The organism is Streptomyces sp. NBC_00820 (assembly GCF_036347055.1).
Lineage (GTDB): Bacteria > Actinomycetota > Actinomycetes > Streptomycetales > Streptomycetaceae > Streptomyces.
Genome location: NZ_CP108882.1, coordinates 2,632,868 through 2,649,476, shown reverse-complemented (window position 1 = coordinate 2,649,476; position 16,609 = coordinate 2,632,868). Strand labels below are relative to the sequence as shown.

At 72.6% G+C, this 16,609-nt stretch carries 16 protein-coding genes; 7 read left to right on the top strand and 9 right to left on the bottom strand.

Going from position 1 to position 16,609, the window contains the following annotated elements:
* Positions 1 to 205: 205 nt before the first annotated feature.
* From OIB37_RS12095 to OIB37_RS12080, 4 genes are all read left to right on the top strand, one after another.
* Positions 206 to 1,636, top strand: a complete 1,431-nt coding sequence (locus OIB37_RS12095) for a glycosyltransferase family 4 protein (RefSeq protein WP_330457585.1) — start codon at positions 206 to 208, stop codon at positions 1,634 to 1,636.
* Positions 1,630 to 2,424 (top strand): class I SAM-dependent methyltransferase, encoded by a 795-nt coding sequence (locus OIB37_RS12090; protein ID WP_330457584.1) that lies wholly within the window; start codon positions 1,630 to 1,632, stop codon positions 2,422 to 2,424. The genes OIB37_RS12095 and OIB37_RS12090 overlap by 7 nt, the downstream gene beginning before the upstream one ends.
* On the top strand, positions 2,421 to 3,491 hold the full coding sequence (locus OIB37_RS12085; RefSeq protein WP_330457583.1) for a prenyltransferase/squalene oxidase repeat-containing protein: 1,071 nt from the start codon (positions 2,421 to 2,423) through the stop codon (positions 3,489 to 3,491). Before OIB37_RS12090 ends, OIB37_RS12085 begins: the two co-directional genes overlap by 4 nt.
* A gap of 583 nt (positions 3,492 to 4,074) precedes the next feature.
* Positions 4,075 to 4,638: a hypothetical protein gene (locus OIB37_RS12080; protein WP_330457582.1), complete on the top strand. Its 564-nt coding sequence runs from the start codon at positions 4,075 to 4,077 to the stop codon at positions 4,636 to 4,638.
* 115 nt (positions 4,639 to 4,753) lie between these two features.
* Here the strand turns inward: OIB37_RS12080 and OIB37_RS12075 are convergent, their stop codons facing one another.
* The 5 genes from OIB37_RS12075 to OIB37_RS12055 all read right to left on the bottom strand — a co-directional run bounded on the left by OIB37_RS12075 (position 4,754) and on the right by OIB37_RS12055 (position 9,492).
* Positions 4,754 to 5,578, bottom strand: coding sequence for a DUF5336 domain-containing protein (locus OIB37_RS12075; RefSeq protein ID WP_330457581.1), 825 nt, complete (start codon positions 5,576 to 5,578; stop codon positions 4,754 to 4,756).
* A gap of 83 nt (positions 5,579 to 5,661) precedes the next feature.
* Positions 5,662 to 6,651, bottom strand: a complete 990-nt coding sequence (locus OIB37_RS12070) for an N-acetylmuramoyl-L-alanine amidase (RefSeq protein ID WP_330457580.1) — start codon at positions 6,649 to 6,651, stop codon at positions 5,662 to 5,664.
* 67 nt (positions 6,652 to 6,718) lie between these two features.
* The gene (locus OIB37_RS12065) at positions 6,719 to 6,889 is read right to left on the bottom strand and encodes a hypothetical protein (RefSeq protein WP_330457579.1); all 171 of its coding nucleotides are present in this window, start codon (positions 6,887 to 6,889) and stop codon (positions 6,719 to 6,721) included.
* Between the two features lie 65 nt (positions 6,890 to 6,954).
* Entirely contained in the window at positions 6,955 to 7,605 is a 651-nt protein-coding gene (locus OIB37_RS12060) for a class I SAM-dependent methyltransferase (protein WP_330457578.1), read from the bottom strand.
* Between the two features lie 144 nt (positions 7,606 to 7,749).
* Positions 7,750 to 9,492, bottom strand: a complete 1,743-nt coding sequence (locus tag OIB37_RS12055) for an MFS transporter (RefSeq protein WP_330457577.1) — start codon at positions 9,490 to 9,492, stop codon at positions 7,750 to 7,752.
* 388 nt (positions 9,493 to 9,880) lie between these two features.
* On the opposite strand from OIB37_RS12055, the gene OIB37_RS12050 reads away from it, so the two are divergent.
* The 3 genes from OIB37_RS12050 (at position 9,881) to OIB37_RS12040 (ending at position 12,864) form a co-directional block, all read left to right on the top strand.
* The gene (locus OIB37_RS12050; RefSeq protein WP_330457576.1) at positions 9,881 to 11,287 is read left to right on the top strand and encodes an MFS transporter; all 1,407 of its coding nucleotides are present in this window, start codon (positions 9,881 to 9,883) and stop codon (positions 11,285 to 11,287) included.
* A gap of 219 nt (positions 11,288 to 11,506) precedes the next feature.
* On the top strand, positions 11,507 to 12,046 hold the full coding sequence (locus tag OIB37_RS12045) for a SigE family RNA polymerase sigma factor (protein WP_330457575.1): 540 nt from the start codon (positions 11,507 to 11,509) through the stop codon (positions 12,044 to 12,046).
* Positions 12,047 to 12,072: 26 nt separating this feature from the next.
* Complete coding sequence (locus tag OIB37_RS12040; RefSeq protein ID WP_330457574.1) at positions 12,073 to 12,864, top strand: hypothetical protein; 792 nt, start codon at positions 12,073 to 12,075, stop codon at positions 12,862 to 12,864.
* 13 nt (positions 12,865 to 12,877) lie between these two features.
* On the opposite strand, the gene OIB37_RS12035 is transcribed toward OIB37_RS12040, so the two are convergent.
* The 4 genes from OIB37_RS12035 to OIB37_RS12020 all read right to left on the bottom strand — a co-directional run bounded on the left by OIB37_RS12035 (position 12,878) and on the right by OIB37_RS12020 (position 16,596).
* Positions 12,878 to 13,489 (bottom strand): response regulator transcription factor, encoded by a 612-nt coding sequence (locus tag OIB37_RS12035; RefSeq protein ID WP_330457573.1) that lies wholly within the window; start codon positions 13,487 to 13,489, stop codon positions 12,878 to 12,880.
* 107 nt (positions 13,490 to 13,596) lie between these two features.
* A complete protein-coding gene (locus OIB37_RS12030; RefSeq protein ID WP_330457572.1) occupies positions 13,597 to 14,955 on the bottom strand; it encodes a sensor histidine kinase in 1,359 nt (452 codons plus the stop codon).
* A 16-nt stretch (positions 14,956 to 14,971) separates the two neighbouring features.
* A complete protein-coding gene (locus OIB37_RS12025) occupies positions 14,972 to 15,688 on the bottom strand; it encodes an ABC transporter permease (protein WP_330457571.1) in 717 nt (238 codons plus the stop codon).
* Complete coding sequence (locus OIB37_RS12020) at positions 15,688 to 16,596, bottom strand: ABC transporter ATP-binding protein (protein ID WP_330457570.1); 909 nt, start codon at positions 16,594 to 16,596, stop codon at positions 15,688 to 15,690. Before OIB37_RS12020 ends, OIB37_RS12025 begins: the two co-directional genes overlap by 1 nt.
* Between the last annotated feature and the right edge of the window lie 13 nt (positions 16,597 to 16,609).

The following is a 16,609-nucleotide window of genomic DNA, read 5'->3' as shown; positions in this document are numbered from 1 at the left end:
ACAGTCGGTGAGGGCGTCTGTGGAGCATGTGATCAGACCGGTCGGCGGGGGCCCGAGCCGTGGCGTGAATCACCTGATCCTTTGCCCGCGCCGCCCTTACCTGCCGGTAGATTCAGAGCCTCTTGAACGATCAAGTCTGAAACTTGTTCTAGATTAGCGTCCCGGCATACTGTCGCGGGGCAGTGCAGGCAGAAGGGGGCCCGGAGTGACCGCTGAGGCCAGTCAGGCGGGTCCCCGGCAGGACCTCGCCGCCGACGGAGAACGTCCGCTCGACATCGCGCTCCTCACCTACAAAGGGAACCCGTTCTGCGGCGGCCAGGGTGTCTACGTACGCCACCTCTCGCGCGAACTGGTCCGCCTCGGCCACCGGGTCGAGGTCATCGGCTCCCAGCCCTACCCCGTGCTCGACGCGGCCGACGGGATCGGTGACCACACCGGCCGGCTGAGCCTCACCGAACTGCCCAGCCTCGACCTCTACCGCCAGCCCGACCCCTTCCGCACCCCGAAGCGGGACGAGTACCGGGACTGGGTCGACGCGCTGGAAGTGGCGACCATGTGGACCGGGGGCTTTCCCGAGCCGCTGACGTTCTCCCTGCGCGCCCGCCGCCATCTGCGCGCCCGGCGCGGCGAGTTCGACGTCGTGCACGACAACCAGACCCTCGGCTACGGCCTGCTCGGCGACATCGGCGCCCCCCTGGTCACCACGATCCACCACCCCATCACCGTCGACCGGCAGCTGGAGCTGGACGCGGCCGAGACCAGGCAGCGCCAGTGGTCGGTGCGCCGCTGGTACGCGTTCACCCGCATGCAGAAGCGCGTCTCCCGCCGCCTGCCCTCCGTCCTCACGGTCTCCGGCAGTTCCCGTCAGGAGATCGTGGACCACCTCGGCGTCCGCGAGGACCGCGTCCACGTCGTCCACATCGGCGCCGACACCGGCCTCTTCGCGCCGGATCCCGCCGTCGCCGAGGTGCCCGGCCGGATCGTCACCACCTCCAGCGCCGACGTGCCCCTCAAGGGCCTGGTCTTCCTCGTCGAGGCGCTCGCCAAGGTGCGCACCGAGCGCCCGGACGCCCACCTCGTCGTGGTCGGCAAGCGCCCCGAGGAGGGGCCCGTCGCCCAGGCGATCGAGCGCTACGGCCTCGAAGGCGCCGTCGACTTCGTCAAGGGCATCTCCGACGCCGAGCTGGTGGACCTGATCCGCTCGGCCGAGGTCGCCTGCGTGCCCTCGCTGTACGAGGGCTTCTCGCTGCCCGCCGCCGAGGCCATGGCCACCGCCACCCCGCTGGTCGCCACCACCGGCGGCGCGATCCCCGAGGTCGCCGGCCGCGACGGCGAGACCTGTCTGGCCGTACCGCCCGGCGACGCGGGGGCACTGGCCGAGGGACTGAACCGGCTGCTGGGGGACCGCGAGCTGCGCGCCCGGCTGGGCGCGGCGGGCCGCGAGCGGGTGCTGCGGCACTTCACCTGGGCCCGTGCCGCGGAGGGCACCGTGGCCCGCTACCGCGAGGCCATCGCCCGGACCCCCGCTTCGGCGGGCTCGCACGGGGGGACCCCCGCCGCGGCCCGTGACGCCGGCCGCGCCGCGGCCCCGGCGAGTGTTGCAGGCATCTCCTCCGAAAGCAGGGCCACGTGCTGACCGTCGACTTCTCCCGGTTCCCGCTCGCCCCGGGCGACCGCGTGCTGGACCTCGGCTGCGGGGCCGGCCGGCACGCCTTCGAGTGTTACCGGCGTGGCGCGCAGGTCGTGGCGCTCGACCAGAACGCCGAGGAGATCCGCGAGGTCGCCAAGTGGTTCGCGGCGATGAAGGAGGCCGGGGAGGCCCCGGAGGGCGCCACCGCCACCGCCATGGAGGGCGACGCCCTCGCGCTGCCGTTCCCGGACGAGTCCTTCGACGTCGTCATCATCTCCGAGGTGATGGAGCACATCCCCGACGACAAGGGCGTGCTCGCCGAGATGGTCCGCGTCCTCAGGCCGGGCGGCCGCATCGCCATCACCGTGCCCCGCTACGGCCCCGAGAAGGTCTGCTGGTCGCTGTCCGACGCCTACCACGAGGTCGAGGGCGGCCACATCCGCATCTACAAGGCGGACGAGCTGCTGGCCAAGATCCGCGGCGCGGGCCTGAAGCCGTACGGCACCCATCACGCCCACGCGCTGCACTCGCCGTACTGGTGGCTGAAGTGCGCGTTCGGTGTCGACAACGACAAGGCGCTGCCCGTGCGGGCGTACCACAAGCTCCTGGTCTGGGACATCATGAAGAAGCCGCTCGCGACCCGGGTCGCCGAGCAGGCGCTGAACCCGCTGATCGGCAAGAGCTTCGTGGCGTACGCGACCAAGCCGCATCTGCCGCGCGTGGCCGCGGAGCCGGCCGACCCCACCGCTTCCGCGACGTCGGCCGCTTCCGGCGCCTTCGAGGCCGCCAAGTGACGACTCCCCGGACAGACCACCTCGTCCTGCCCGGGGTCCTCACCGCCGAGGAGGCCGCCGCGACCGTGAGCGGCATCCTCGCGCATCAGCGTGAGGACGGCGCGATCCCCTGGTTCCGCGGGCACCACCTCGACCCGTGGGACCACACCGAGGCCGCCATGGCCCTGGACGCGGCCGGCGAGCACGAGGCCGCGGAGCGGGCGTACACCTGGCTCGCCGCGCACCAGAACGAGGACGGCTCCTGGCACGCCGCCTACGCCGACGGCGCCCACGACGACGTCACCGACCGCGCCCGCGAGTCCAACTTCGTCGCCTACATAGCCGTCGGCGTCTGGCACCACTACCTGTCCACCGGGAACGACAGGTTCCTGGACCGCATGTGGCCGACCGTCTACGCGGCGGTCGAATGGGTGCTGCGGCTGCAGCAGCCCGGCGGTCAGATCGGCTGGCGCCGTGACGACGACGGCACGCCCGCCACGGACGCCCTGCTCACCGGCAGCTCCTCCGTCCACCACGCCCTGCGCTGCGCGCTCGCCATCGCCGAGCAGCGTGAAGAGCCCCAGCCGGACTGGGAGTTGGCGGCCGGTGCGCTGCGCCACGCGATCCGCCGGCACCCCGAGCGCTTCCTCGACAAGGACCGCTACTCGATGGACTGGTACTACCCGGTCCTCGGCGGCGCCCTGACCGGAGCGGAGGCCAAGGCCCGCATAGAGGCGGACTGGGACCGTTTCGTCGTACCCGGACTGGGCGTGCGCTGTGTCGTGCCCAACCCCTGGGTGACCGGCGGCGAGTCCAGCGAACTCGCGCTGGCGCTGTGGGCGGTGGGCGAGTCCGACCGCTCCCTGGAGATTCTCCAGTCCATCCAGCATCTGCGCGACGCGGAGTCCGGCCTGTACTGGACGGGCTACGTCTTCGAGGACGAGGCCGTCTGGCCCCGCGAACTCACCACCTGGACGGCCGGCTCCCTCCTGCTCGCCGTCGCGGCCCTGGGCGGCCACGACGCCACGTGCGCGGTCTTCGGTGGCGAACGCCTGCCGACCGGACTCGACCCGGACTGCTGCGGCTGACCGTCCGGCGGCAGTGGCGGGCCGGCGAGGTCTGCTGGCGAGGTCTGCTCGTGAGACCGGCTGGTGAGGCCGGCTTGTGGGTCTGCTGGTGGGGCCTCCTCGTGATGCCTCCTCGTGAGGCGGCCCGCGTGCGGCCTGCTCTGCTCGTGGGGGCGGCCCGCACGCGGCCGGCCAGAAGGCGTGCCCGGTCCGCACGGACGGCCGTCCCCCGGTCCGCGCGGACGGCCGTCCTCGGCCCGGAGGCGCCCGTCCCGGTCGGTGGAGGTGCCGTCCCCGGGCCCGTGGAGGTGCCCGTCTCCGGTCCGGTGAGGGGTGCCCGTCCCGGGGGTCGCGGGGACACGCTTTCCGGGGCCGCCGGGACACACCTCCCGGAAGCCGCCTCGACACGCTCCCGGTGTCCGTGAGCGGGGCTTTCGCGGCCTTCGCGCAGCACATGCGCCGTGGCCGGTGAAACACCACGTCACAGCAGGTCCGCGCGGGTTCCGGGGCGTCCGGGCGATGTCGCCCGAGTGGCGCAACGCGCCCGGCTGGGTGAGTCTGCCGGAGGAAGCACCCGCTCGGGGAGACACGTCCGGAGGACCCCGTGCCCGTTCCGATACGGCGCCTGTGCGTGGCGCTCACTCTGTGCTGCGCCCTGCTGGCCGGCACCACGGCCTGTGGCAGCAGCGAGAAGACCAGCACGAAGGAGGTCGCGGCGGTCGCTGCCGACGCGGCCACGCCAAGTCCGAGTACGTCCGCCGAACGCCAGAAGTTCGCCAAGACCCGGTTCGTGGCGAACGCGGGTCTCGCTGCAGGCGCGACCTATCAGTGGATCGTGAAGCCCTGGAAGGACGGCAAGTTCAAGAAGGGCGCCCACGGCCGCAAGCTGGCCCTGGTGAAGGCCGGTCTCGCCGGCGCCTTCGCCTACAACCGCCTCAAGGCGGCCCAGCGGAACGCCCAGGGCGATCCGCTCCTGTCCAAGGCCCTCGCACCGCTCGCCGCGGGTATCGACTCGCTGAAGAACCTGCCGTCCAAGCTGCGCAAGGGCGACCAGGGCGCGATCGGTTCCTTCGACGACATCATCAACCAGGTGAAGGACGCCGGTCAGAGCGCGGGCGCCCCGGTCAAGAACCAGGTGCCCTCGGCCTCCCAGCTCGCCAAGGGCTAGGATCACGGCCCGTCACGTGAGCTGACGCACCGTCAAGTCGCCTGACGTGAACCGGCTGTACGACAACGGCCCCCCGCCCGTGAGGGCGAGGGGCCGCTGCCGGCGTTCGGCCGGTTCAGCCGCGCTGGATTCCCGAGGTGTCCTGGAGCACGCCGCGGCGGCCGTCCTGGGTCTGGGCCACCAGTGCCGCACCGCGCTGCTCGACCGCCAGGTACCAGGTGCCGGGCGCCAGTTCGGCGATCGGGTTCGGCGCACCGTCCTCCGCGAACAGCGGGCGGGTCATCGGTACGGCGAACCAGAACGGCGAGAACTCCGCGGCGGCCGGCTGCTGCGCCGGGACCCCCTGCGCCGCCGGCTGCCCGAACGGCTGCCCGGGCTGGGGCTGGGCGCCGTAGGGCTGCTGCGGCTGGACGCCCGGGTAGCCGTAACCCTGGGGCGGCTGGGCGCCGTACGGCTGCGGGGCGACCGGCTTGGGGGCCGGGAGCAGTGCGGCCTGCAGGGCCGGGACCAGCGGGGTGGCGATCGCGGCGGCCGCCATCAGCAGGGTGGCGACGAGCGCGAGGATCAGACCGGTGCCGGCGCTCGGACCGTCACTGGAACCACTGCCGACGTTGTTCGCGCCGCCGGACGGGTCGATGATGTTGCCGAGGGCGCACCACGCGGCGAACACCGCGAAGGCCACGCCGAACTGGCCGAGGTCCAGGCCCGCGACCTTCCGCGGCTGCGGGAGCGCGCGGCTGACGACGACGAGTGCCGCTCCGATGACGCCCGCGAGGACGACGCCGAGCAGAACCGGGCCGCTCTCCCAGAGGTTCGGCATGTCGAGGTCGCCGGCTCCGGCCACGTCGTACGAGTAGTTGTCGAAGAACGACGCGATGAACAGCAATACCGCTGCCCCGGTCACCACGCCGTCGCCTCTAGTGAGGGAGCGGATATTCACTTCAGGTCCTTCGTAGTCGTCTCGTCGTCGCTAAGACAGTATCGTTCGTAAGATCCGACTGTCCGGTCGGTTGTGTCCGCCGGTCACGACTCGTGCAGGAAACTCACGATTCCCTCAGACATTCCCTGCGCCGCCTTCTGCCGCCACGCCCCACTGGTCAGTCGTGCCGAGTCCTTGGTATCGCGCATGTTGCCGCACTCGATGAACACCTTGGGAACCGTTGACAGATTGAGACCACCCAGGTCCGTACGCGTGACGAGACCGGTGCCCTCGCCCAGGTAGTTGGAGGGCGGTTCTCCCGTGACGCGGAGGAAGTCGCCCGCGATGCGCGCCCCGAGGTCGCTGGACGGACCGACGATCGGACGGGTGTCGGTACCTCCGGCGTGCACCGCTCCCGGAAGGATGACGTGGAAGCCGCGATTGCCCTGCGCCGAACCGTCGGCGTGGATGGAGATCGCCGCGTCCGCGCGCGCGGTGTTGCCGATGCGCGCCCGCTCGTCGACGCACGGGCCCCAGGCCGGACTGTCCCCGTCGTGGGTCAGCTTCACCGTCACGCCCTGCTTCTCCAGGAGGGCGCGCAGCCGGTGGGCGACATCGAGGGTGAACCGCGCCTCGGCGTAACCGGCGTCGGTGGAGGTCCCGGTGGTGTCGCACTCCTTGTGACTGTTGCCGATGTCCACCTGGCGGGCGATCTCCGCCGTGTGCTCGAAGTTCCCCGGGTTGTGTCCCGGGTCGATGACGACGACCTTGCCCTTGAGCGGACCGGACGCGGCCGCCGCGGAGGTCGTCGCCGACCCGCCCGGCTCCTTGCCGCCGTCGTGCGGGGCGCCCGAGGCGCCCGAGGAGCCCGGCGGGGAGGACGTCGGCGACGGGGTGCGCGAGAGAGTCGACGCGGAGCCCGCGGAGCCTGCGGCACCCGTGCCGTCCGGCTTTCCGGAACTGCCGCCCATCGCCGCGTACACCCCCCAGCCGAGCAGAGCGCCGGGCACCAGCGCGGCGAGCGCCACGGTCAGCAGGGCACGCCGGGGGCGACGCGGCTGCGGGGGATCGAAGTCAGGGCCTACGTACGACACGCCGCCACCCTAGCGGTCGGGCGGGCCGTCCACGGGGGCACGGCGCGGTGACGGCGTGGGCGCCGCTTCACATGTCACGGAAGACCAGCCACAGGGCGACCGCCATGACGGACAGGTATCCCCCGACGCTGATGACCCGGCCCAGCCGACGGCGTCCCGTTCCCGCCAGGATGTGACCCGCGACGCCGACCAGCGGCGCCCCGAACATGATCAGCATGATGCCGATGAGGAAATCCATGGACCGTACCCCCCAAGTCCTCCGGGACCACCACCCCCTGGCGGTCCGGCGGGGTGATGATAGGACTACGCTCCCGCTCCTGTCCGCCGCAGCACCCGAAGCGATCCCGTCACCGACTCCTCCTCGAACGCCCCGGACTCCAGCGCCCGCAGGTAGACCCGGTACGGCGCCTGGCCGGTGAACTCGTCCTCGGGGTGCGGGAAGACGTCGTGGACGACGAGCAGCCCGCCCTCGGCGACGTGCGGGGCCCAGCCCTCGTAGTCGGCGGTGGCGTGCTCGTCGGTGTGGCCGCCGTCGATGAAGACGAGGGCGAGGGGGGAGTTCCAGACCGCGGCGATCTGCGGGGAGCGGCCGACCAGGGCGACCACGTGGTCCTCCAGGCCCGCCTTGTGCAGGGTGCGCCGGAACGTCGGCAGTGTGTCCATGAGGCCGATCTCGGGATCGACCGTCTCCGGGTCGTGGTAGTCCCAGCCCGGCTGCTGCTCCTCGCTGCCGCGGTGGTGGTCGACGGTCAGCGCGGTGACGCCGCTCTCGCGGGCCGCGTCCGCGAGCAGGACCGTCGAGCGACCGCAGTACGTGCCCACCTCCAGCAGCGGCAGCCCCAGTCGCGCCGCCTCCAGCGCGGCCGCGTACAGCGCCAGCCCCTCGTCCACGGGCATGAACCCCTTCGCCGCCTCGAACGCGGCCAGGATCTCGGGCTTGGGTGCCGCGGGCATGGGGTTCCTCTCGGTCGTGCCGGCCGTGACGGTCGTACGGCTCTCTCGCCGCCCCATGCTGCCGCACCCCCTGCCGGTGGACGACAGGGGGTGCGGCGGGTGCGGGTGCGGGGCCGGCGGCGGGAGGGCCGTGAGCCGTACGGCTTACGCGGTGACCGCCCCGGCGGGCAGCGAGAGGTCCAGTTCCACCGCTCGCTCGTCCCCGGAGTGCGTCGCCGAGGAGGCCAGCGGACCGTGTCCGGCGGCCTTGGCGGCGAGGACGTACGGACCCTCCGCCGGGACCGCGAGGGCGTAGGTGCCGTTCTCCGAGGAGAGTGTGGCGCCCGCCTGGCGGCCCCGGCGGTCGATCAGGGTGACCTTGGCGCGGGCGACCGGGGCGCCGTCGGCGTCCAGGACCCGGCCGCGGAAGCCCCGCAGGACCTCCTCGGCCCGCTCCAGGGCGGCGTCCTCCTCGCTGCTCGCGCGCAGCTGGGTGTGCTGTGCCGGGCGTCCCCCCTTGGGCAGGAACACCGCGAGCAGCAGACCCACGGCGACGGCGGCCGTGGCGATCAGGAAGGAGATGTGGAAGCCGTGCATGGTCGGGATCGCGAGGCCGCCCACGTTGTTCGCCGTGTTGGCCAGCACCATGCCGATGACGGCGCTCGACACCGACGTGCCGATGGACCGCATCAGCGTGTTGAGGCCGTTGGCCGCGCCGGTCTCGGAGGCGGGGACCGCGCCGACGATCAGCGCGGGCAGCGAGGAGTAGGCGAGGCCGATGCCGGCGCCGAGGATCACCGAGGTGATGATCGTCTGCCAGGCCGCGTCCATCAGGCCGAGGCCGCCGCCGTAGCCGACGGCGATGATCATCAGGCCGGTGATGAGGGTGGTCCTCGGGCCGTAACGGGCGGAGAGGCGAGCGTAGACCGGCGCCGTGAACATCATCGTCAGACCCAGCGGGGCCACGCACAGGCCCGCGACGACCATGGACTGGCCGAGGCCGTAGCCGGTCGCCTTCGGCAGCTGGAGCAGCTGGGGCAGGACGAGCGAGACGACGTAGAAGCTGACGCCGACCATGATCGAGGCGAGGTTGGTGAGCAGCACCTCGCGGCGGGCGGTGGTGCGCAGGTCGACCAGCGGCGCCTTGACGCGCAGCTCGTACAGGCCCCACAGCAGGAGCACGGCCACGGCCGCGGCGAACAGTCCGAGCGTCGTGCCGGACGACCAGCCCCAGTCGCTGCCCTTGGTGATGGGCAGCAGGAGCAGCACCAGACCGACCGACAGGCCGAGCGCGCCGACCAGGTCGAAGGAGCCCTCGGCGCGCATCGGGGACTCGGGGACGACAAGCAGGGTGAGGGCGATGGCGAGCACGCCGAGGCCGGCGGCGCCGTAGAACAGGGCGTGCCAGTTCGTGTGCTGCGCGACCATGGCCGCGGCGGGCAGCGCGAGGCCGCCGCCGACGCCGATGGAGGAGCTCATCAGGGCCATGGCCGAGCCGAGCCGCTCACGCGGCAGCATGTCCCGCATCAGGCCGATGCCGAGAGGTATCGCACCCATGGCGAAGCCCTGGAGGGCACGGCCCACGATCATGGTGAGCAGATCGCTCGTGAGCGCGCTGACCAGGGCGCCGACCACCATCACCGCGAGGCTGAGGATCAGCATCCGGCGCTTGCCGAACAGGTCGCCGAGCCGGCCCATGATCGGGGTGGCGACGGCGCCGGACAGGAGAGTCGAGGTGAGGACCCAGGTGGCGTTGCTGGGCGCGGTACCGAGCAGCTGCGGCAGGTCCTTGATGACCGGCACGAGCAGTGTCTGCATCACCGCGACCACGATTCCCGCGAAGGCGAGCACGGGGACCACGGCCCCGCCCGCCTTCGAGGTGGGTTGATCGGTCGTCGTGTGGGTCATTGAGTGAGGCCTCCCGCGTGGAATAAGTGCCAGGGAAACCTCGTATGCGCAGGCAACTATTCCGTTGCTTCGGGTCCCTAATGAATCCTTGACCCTTTCATGGGTTACTGAGCCGTGGTCAGGTTCCGCGGGAGTGGCGACGTGGTGGAGAGGGGGAGGTGGTGGCGGAGGCGGCCGGGGGTGAGGGTGGCCGGGGGTGAGGGTGGTCGTGGTGGTGGTGGCGGAGGCGGCCGGGGGTGAGGGTGGTCGCGGTGAGGGTGGTCGTGGTGGTGGTGGCGGCCGGGGCGGGGGCAGGCGAGAGGGGCGCGGGACGTAGGCCGCACGACCTAGACCCCGTGGGGCGAAAAGCCGATGCGGGGACCGTCGCCTGGTTGAGAACATGACACCCATGCTCGAAGCCGCCGACGTCTCCCGAGTGTCCCGCCCCGCCACGCCCGCCGCCTGGCTCGTGGTGGCACTCGCCTGCGCGGGGCAGTTCCTGGTCGTGCTCGACGTGTCGGTGGTGAACGTCGCCCTGCCGTCCATGCGGACCGACCTCGGCCTGAGCGCGCCGGGCCTCCAGTGGGTGGTGAACGCGTACGCCATCGCCTTCGCCGGCTTCATGCTCCTCGGCGGCCGCGCGGGAGACCTCTACGGCCGCAAGCGCATGTTCCTCGTCGGGCTCGGCCTGTTCACGCTGGCCTCGCTGGGCGGCGGGCTCGCCCAGGACGGCTGGCAACTACTGCTGGCGCGGGCCGTGCAGGGGCTGGGCGCGGCGGTGCTGGCACCCTCGACGCTGACCCTGGTGACGGCCGCGGTGCCGGAGGGCGCGGCGCGGGCGCGGGCGATAGCGACCTGGACGGCGGTGGGCGCCGGCGGGGGAGCGGCGGGCGGCGTCGTCGGCGGGGTACTGGTGGACCTGCTGTCCTGGCGATGGGTACTGCTGATCAACGTGCCGGTCGGCGCGGTGCTGCTGGCGGGCTCCGCGTTCCGGCTCGCGGAGAGCCGCGCGGGGGACCGCCGGCGCCTGGACCTGCCGGGCGCGCTGCTGGTGACGGCGGGCCTCGCGACGCTCGCGTACGGCATCGTGCAGACCGAGGCCCGGGGGTGGACGGCCGCGGCCACCCTGGTGCCGTTGCTCGCCGGGGTGGCGCTGATCGGCCTCTTCCTGCTGGTCGAGGCCCGTACGGCGGCCCCCTTGATGCCGCTCGGCCTGCTGCGGCTGCGGTCCGTGGCGTCGGCGAACACGGCCATGTTCGTCTCCGGCTCCGCCATGTTCTGCATGTGGTACTTCCTGACGCTGTACGCCCAGAACGTGCTCGGCTACTCGCCGCTGGCGGCCGGCCTCGCCCTGGTGCCCAGCTCGCTGGCGGTGGTCACGGGCTCCAAGCTGGCGCCGCGGCTGATGCGGGCGGCCGGGGCGCGCACGGTGGCGACGAGCGGCACGCTGCTGGCCGCGGCCGGCTTCGGCTGGCAGTCGACGATGAGCGCGCACGGCCCGTACGTCACCGGGATCATGCTCCCGGGCATCCTGATGATGCTGGGCGCGGGCGTGGCCGGTACCCCGCTGGCGGCCCTGGCCACGTCCGGCGCGGCGCCGGGGGAGACGGGACTGGTGGCGGGACTCGTCAACACCTCGCGCACCATGGGCGGTTCGCTCGGGCTCGCCGTCATGTCGACGATCGCGGCGGCCGGGACGGCCGGCGGTGGCGGCGCCGAAGCGCTGACGGAGGGTTACGCGCTCGCCTTCCGCACCAGCGCCGCGCTGCTGCTGGGCGGGGCGCTGCTGATGCGGGCGTGGCTGCCGCGGGGGTGAGCGGGGCGCGCTCGTGGGGTGAGCGGGGCGTGGCCGCGGAGGGGGGAACCGTCTGCCGTGGGAGTGAGCGCGGCGGTGGCCGTGTGGGCTGACGGCGGCTGTGTGGGCGGGGCGCTGGCCGTGTGGGCGGGGCCGCTTCCAGAAATTTCTGGGACTTCTCGCTGGCGAGGCAACGAATCGGGCGGCTCATGGACTCCTTTTGACATCTAGGAGGTGCCCATGGGGGATCGGAAGCAGGCTCGCGACGAGGAGTTCCAGAGCTTCATGGTCGGCCGCTGGCCGCGGCTGATGCGTACGGCATTTCTCCTCACGGGGGAGCAGCACGCCGCCGAGGACCTGGTCCAGTCGACCCTCGAACAGGCCTACGCGGCCTGGCGCAGGGTCGGCACGGCCGACGATCCGGAGGCGTACGTACGGCGCGTGATGATCAACGTGCACGCGCGGAAACACAGGAGAAGGCTGAAGGAGTTCCTGGCGCCCCGGGACGATTCGGGTCTGGTGCACGAGGTGCCCGACACGGGAGACCGCATCGCCCAGGCCGACGACCGCAGCGCCCTGCTCAAGGCGCTCGCCCAACTGCCCGCACGGCAGCGGGAGGCGGTGGTCCTGCGCTACTGGGAGGACCTGACGGAGACGCAGGCGGCCCGGGCGATGGGCTGTTCGATCGGCACGGTCAAGAGCAACGCGGCCAAGGGGCTCGCGAAACTGCGTGCCATACCGGGGCTGGCCGAGATGGTGACGCACGGAGGGCGGCAGTGATGAGCGCGGACCGGAAGAAGCACGAGATGACACAGTCGGACATCGCCCTCCTCCTCGCGGACGCCGCGGACGAGGTCGAGATCGGTATAGCCCCCGTCCAGGCGGTCATGAGGGCCGGCCGACGCCGCAAGGCACGCCGCTGGGCCGTGGGGGCGGCCACGGCGCTGGTGCTGGCGGGATCGACGGGCGTGACGCTGGCCCTCGCCGGGCTGCCCGGGGACGGGGGAGCGGTGACGGCGACGCGGCCGGCGTCCCCCGAGGCACGGCACGTGTACGAGCCGCGGGTGACCCTGCTCGCCCGTGGGGCGGATCACGGAAAGGCGTGGACCGTCGACCTCCAGGTGTGGGGGGCGCCGCGCGACGAGCGGGAGGCGGACCGCCAGTTCGACGCGATGAAGAGCAGCGGACTCGAACCGGCGGACGCCACCAAGCCCGCCGAGCTGATCGGCAAGATGTCGTACTTCGCGATCCAGTCCTACGGCGACGGCCAGTCGCGGACGGTCATGTTCAACAGCGTCGAGAAGCAGGAGCGGTTCGCGGGCACGGACCTCACGGATGCCGCCGTCAGCCTCGAGCCGGGGGCCGGCGCCAAGGGGTCCTACCAGCTGGTGATCGGCCAGGTCGCCAAGACCGCCCGGGAGGTCACCTGCAACTGGAAGGACGGCAGCGCGACCGTGGCCCGGCCGGCCGGACCGACGCCCACCGCCCAGGACGGCAACTCGCTGATCCGCCCGGTTCCCTCCTACCCGGCGGCGAACTGGTTCGTGTGCGTGGGCCCGGCCGGGGCGGACTCCGCGGACGTGAAGGTGACGAAGTAGAGCTGCGGGAGGCTCACAGCCACCCTTGCTGCCGTGCCTCCCGCACCGCCTCCGCGCGGTTCCGGGTCCCCGTCTTCCCTATCGCCGAGGAAAGGTAGTTGCGGACGGTGGACTCGGACAGGTGGAGCCGCATCGCGATGTCGGCGACCGTGGCCCCGTCCGCCGACGCCTTGAGCACATCGCACTCCCGGGCCGTCAGCGGACTCGGGCCGGCGCTGAGCGCTGCCGCGGCCAGCGCCGGATCGACCACCGTCTCCCCGGTGAGCACCCGCCGGATCGCCGCGGCCAGTTCCTCCACCGGCCCGTCCTTGACCAGGAATCCGGCCGCCCCGGCCTCCATGGCCCGGCGCAGATAGCCGGGCCGGCCGAAGGTGGTCAGGATCAGCACCCGGCAGCGGGGCGCCTGCTCGCGCAGCAGTGCCGCCGCGTCCAGGCCGCTGATGCCCGGGAGTTCGATGTCCAGCAGGGCCACGTCCGGCCGGTGCAGCAGCGCGGCGTCCACGATCGCGTCGCCGGACGAGACCTGGGCGACCACCTCGATGTCGTCCTCCATACCGAGCAACAGGGCGAGCGCGCCGCGCATCATGCCCTGATCCTCGGCAAGCAGGACCCGGATGTCGTTCACCCCTCAAGCGTAGCCGGGGGGTTGCGCCCGGGGGCGGACAGCGCCCGAACGCACCCGAGGGGGTGGCGCCCCCCGCCTCGTCCGAGCGCCGGGAACCATCCGCGCGGCTAAGGGGAGACCTGTGCGGTCGCGTCCACCGGAGGGCAGTCGGCCCTGGCCTCGACCTCGACCTCGATCTTGGCCTCGACCTCGACCTCCGCTTCCGCCTCTGCCTCCGCCTCGAGCGTGGTCATCTCCGTCACGTCCAGCGGGAGTTCGGCGGTGACCGTGAAGCCGAGGCGTGCTGACGGGCCGGCGGTGAGGGAGCCGCCCGCCGCCGCGAGGCGCTCGGTCAGGCCTGTCAGGCCGGTGCCGCCGATTCCCTCGCGGGGGTGCGTGACGGTCTTGCCGGTGCCGTTGTCGGTCACGGTGAGCCTGACCCGCTCGGCGGTGCTGTCGACGGTGATCTCGCAGCGGGTGGCGTCGCTGTGCCGGACGGCGTTGGTGACCGCCTCGCGCACCACCCAGCCGAGCAGGGCCTCGGTGGGCGGGGCGAGCGGGGTCCCGGACTGGCGTACCACCGGCTCCATGCCGGCGGCGGACAGCGCCGAGCGGGCCCGGGTCAGCTCGGTGGCCAGGCTGCCCTGGCGGTAACCGGTCACCGCCTCCCGGATCTCGGTCAGCGCCTGGCGGCCCACCGACTCGATGTCCCCGATCTGCGCGAGGGCCGCGTCCATGTCGCGCGGTGCCAGCCGCCGGGCCGCCTCGGACTTCACCACGATCACCGACAGGGTGTGGCCGAGCAGGTCGTGCAGATCGCGGGAGAAGCGCAGCCGTTCCTTCTCCACCGCCCGCAGGGCCAGTTCCTCCCGGGCGGCGCGCAGCTCCCGTACGGCCTCGGACAGGCCGAGGATCGCCGCGGTCACCATGGTCGAGATGAAGGTCGCGTAGCCGATGTTCGTCGCGTCCCCCCAGCCGTCGTGGACGACGGCGATGGCACCCGCGTACACCGCGAGCAGCACGCCGGTACGGCCCAGCCACGGGCCGCGCAGGGTGGCGCCCGCGGCGAGACCCAGCAGCGGGAAGAACATCAGCCAGTTGCCGCCGTACCCGAGGGCCAGAGCCGTGGTCAGCAGGCCCATCAGCAGCAGTGCCACCCGCGTGGAGAGCGCCCGGCGCTTCTCCCGGACGAACGAGCGGAAGGTGACGTAGATGTACAGGGAGTTGAAGATGAGCAGGCCCAGGCCGCCGATCCACGGGTTCGGGGTCCGGCCCTGGAGCAGGTTGGAGAACGACCCCATGCCCATCAGCAGCCAGGGCAGCAGGGTGAAACCGGTGGACGGCGGGCCCGGGTGGCCGGCGTCGGAGGCCGCGCCGTTCTTCCGGGCGGCCTTCCGCGCCGCCCTGCACCGCCGCACGTCCGCCCGCCGGCGTGCGCGTTCCTGCCGTATGGCCTGGGCGCGGCGTTTCGTCTCGGTCCACCACATGTCTCTGCTCCCCCGGTCAGACGGTCCCCGCCCGGCGGCGGTACGACAGCACGGCGTACGCACCGAATGCCAGCAGCCAGGCGGCCAGCACGATGATGGCACCGAGAGCCGGTGTGTGCCCCTGCGCGACCGCGGTTCCGAGCTGGGCGAACCGGTGGGTGGGGGTGTATCCGGACAGGGTGCGCAGCCAGTGCGGGAACAGACTGACGGGGAACCACAGTCCGCCCAGCACCGCGAGTCCGAGGTTGCACACCATGTTGACCACGCCCGTGGCGGGGCCGGTCAGCCGGTAGCCGTTGCCGAGGCCCAGCAGTGTGAAGGGCAGCGAACCGAGCCACAGCACAAGCGTGATGGCGGCCCACTGCCAGGCCGCCAGCCGCACCCCGTTGACCAGACCGCCCGCCACGAGCACCGCGACGATCGCCGGCAGCACGGTCACCGCGCCGGTCAGCGCCCGCCCGATGACCACCTCGCGCGGCGTCATCGGTGTCACCCGCAGCTGCCGCAGCCAGCCGGTCGCCCGGTCCTCGGCGACGGCGCCACCGGTGTTCAGCGCCGACCCGACCGCGCCGTAGGCGGCCATGCCGACCATCGAGAGCGTCTTCCAACTGCCTTCGTTCTCGCCGAGGTTGGTGAACAGCAGATACATCATCACCGGCATCGCGATACCGCCGATCATGAAGCCCGTGTCGCGCAGGGTACGACGGACCTCCAGACGCACATAGCCGAGCATCACGCCACCTCCAGGTCGCGCTCGCGGGAAGTGAGGGCGAGGAAGGCGTCGTCCAGCGACGCCGGAGCCACCTCCAGGCCCCGGACGGCGCCGAGTTCGGCCAGGGCGATCACCGTCGCGTCGGAGTCGTCGGTGCGCAGCCGCGCCCGGCTCCCGCGCACCTCCACCGACCGGACGCCGGGCAGCAGGGCCAGCCCCTCCGGGTCGCGGCCGGCCAGTTCGACGGCGACGAGACTGCCGCCGGCCGCGCGGCGCAGATCGTCGCCGGTGCCGTCGGCGACGATCCGCCCGCGGTCGATGACCACGATCCGGTCGGCGTACGCGTCCGCCTCCTCCAGGTAGTGGGTGGAGAACAGGACGGTGTGCCCGCGCCGCGCGTAGGAACGCATCGAGTCCCAGAAGGCGTGCCGGGCCTCCACGTCCAGTGCCGCCGTCGGCTCGTCCAGCACCAGCAGGTCGGGGTCGCCGGCCAGGGCGACCGCGAACCGTACCCGCTGGACCTGCCCGCCGGACAGCCGGTCCACCCGCCGCCCGGCCAGGTCGGCGATCCCCGCCAGCTCCAGGGCGCGTGCCATCGGCATCGGCGCCGGATAGCAGGAGGCGACGAAACCGACCAGCTCGCCCACCGTCACCCGGGGCACCGGCCGGGCGTCCTGCAGCATCGCCCCCACCCGGCCCGCCCGCACCGCCCGCTCCGGCCCGGCACCGAACAGGTGCACCGACCCGGCGTCGGGCGGGAGCAGGCCGAGCAGCAGGGCCAGTGCGGTGGACTTGCCGGCGCCGTTGCGGCCCAGCAGGGCCACGGTCTCGCCGCTCGTGATGTCCAGATCGATGCCGTCCACGGCGCGGACGGCGCCGTACGTCTTGACCGCCCCCGTGAAGGACACGGCGCTGTGCGTCTGTGTCATGCCTTCGAGGCTA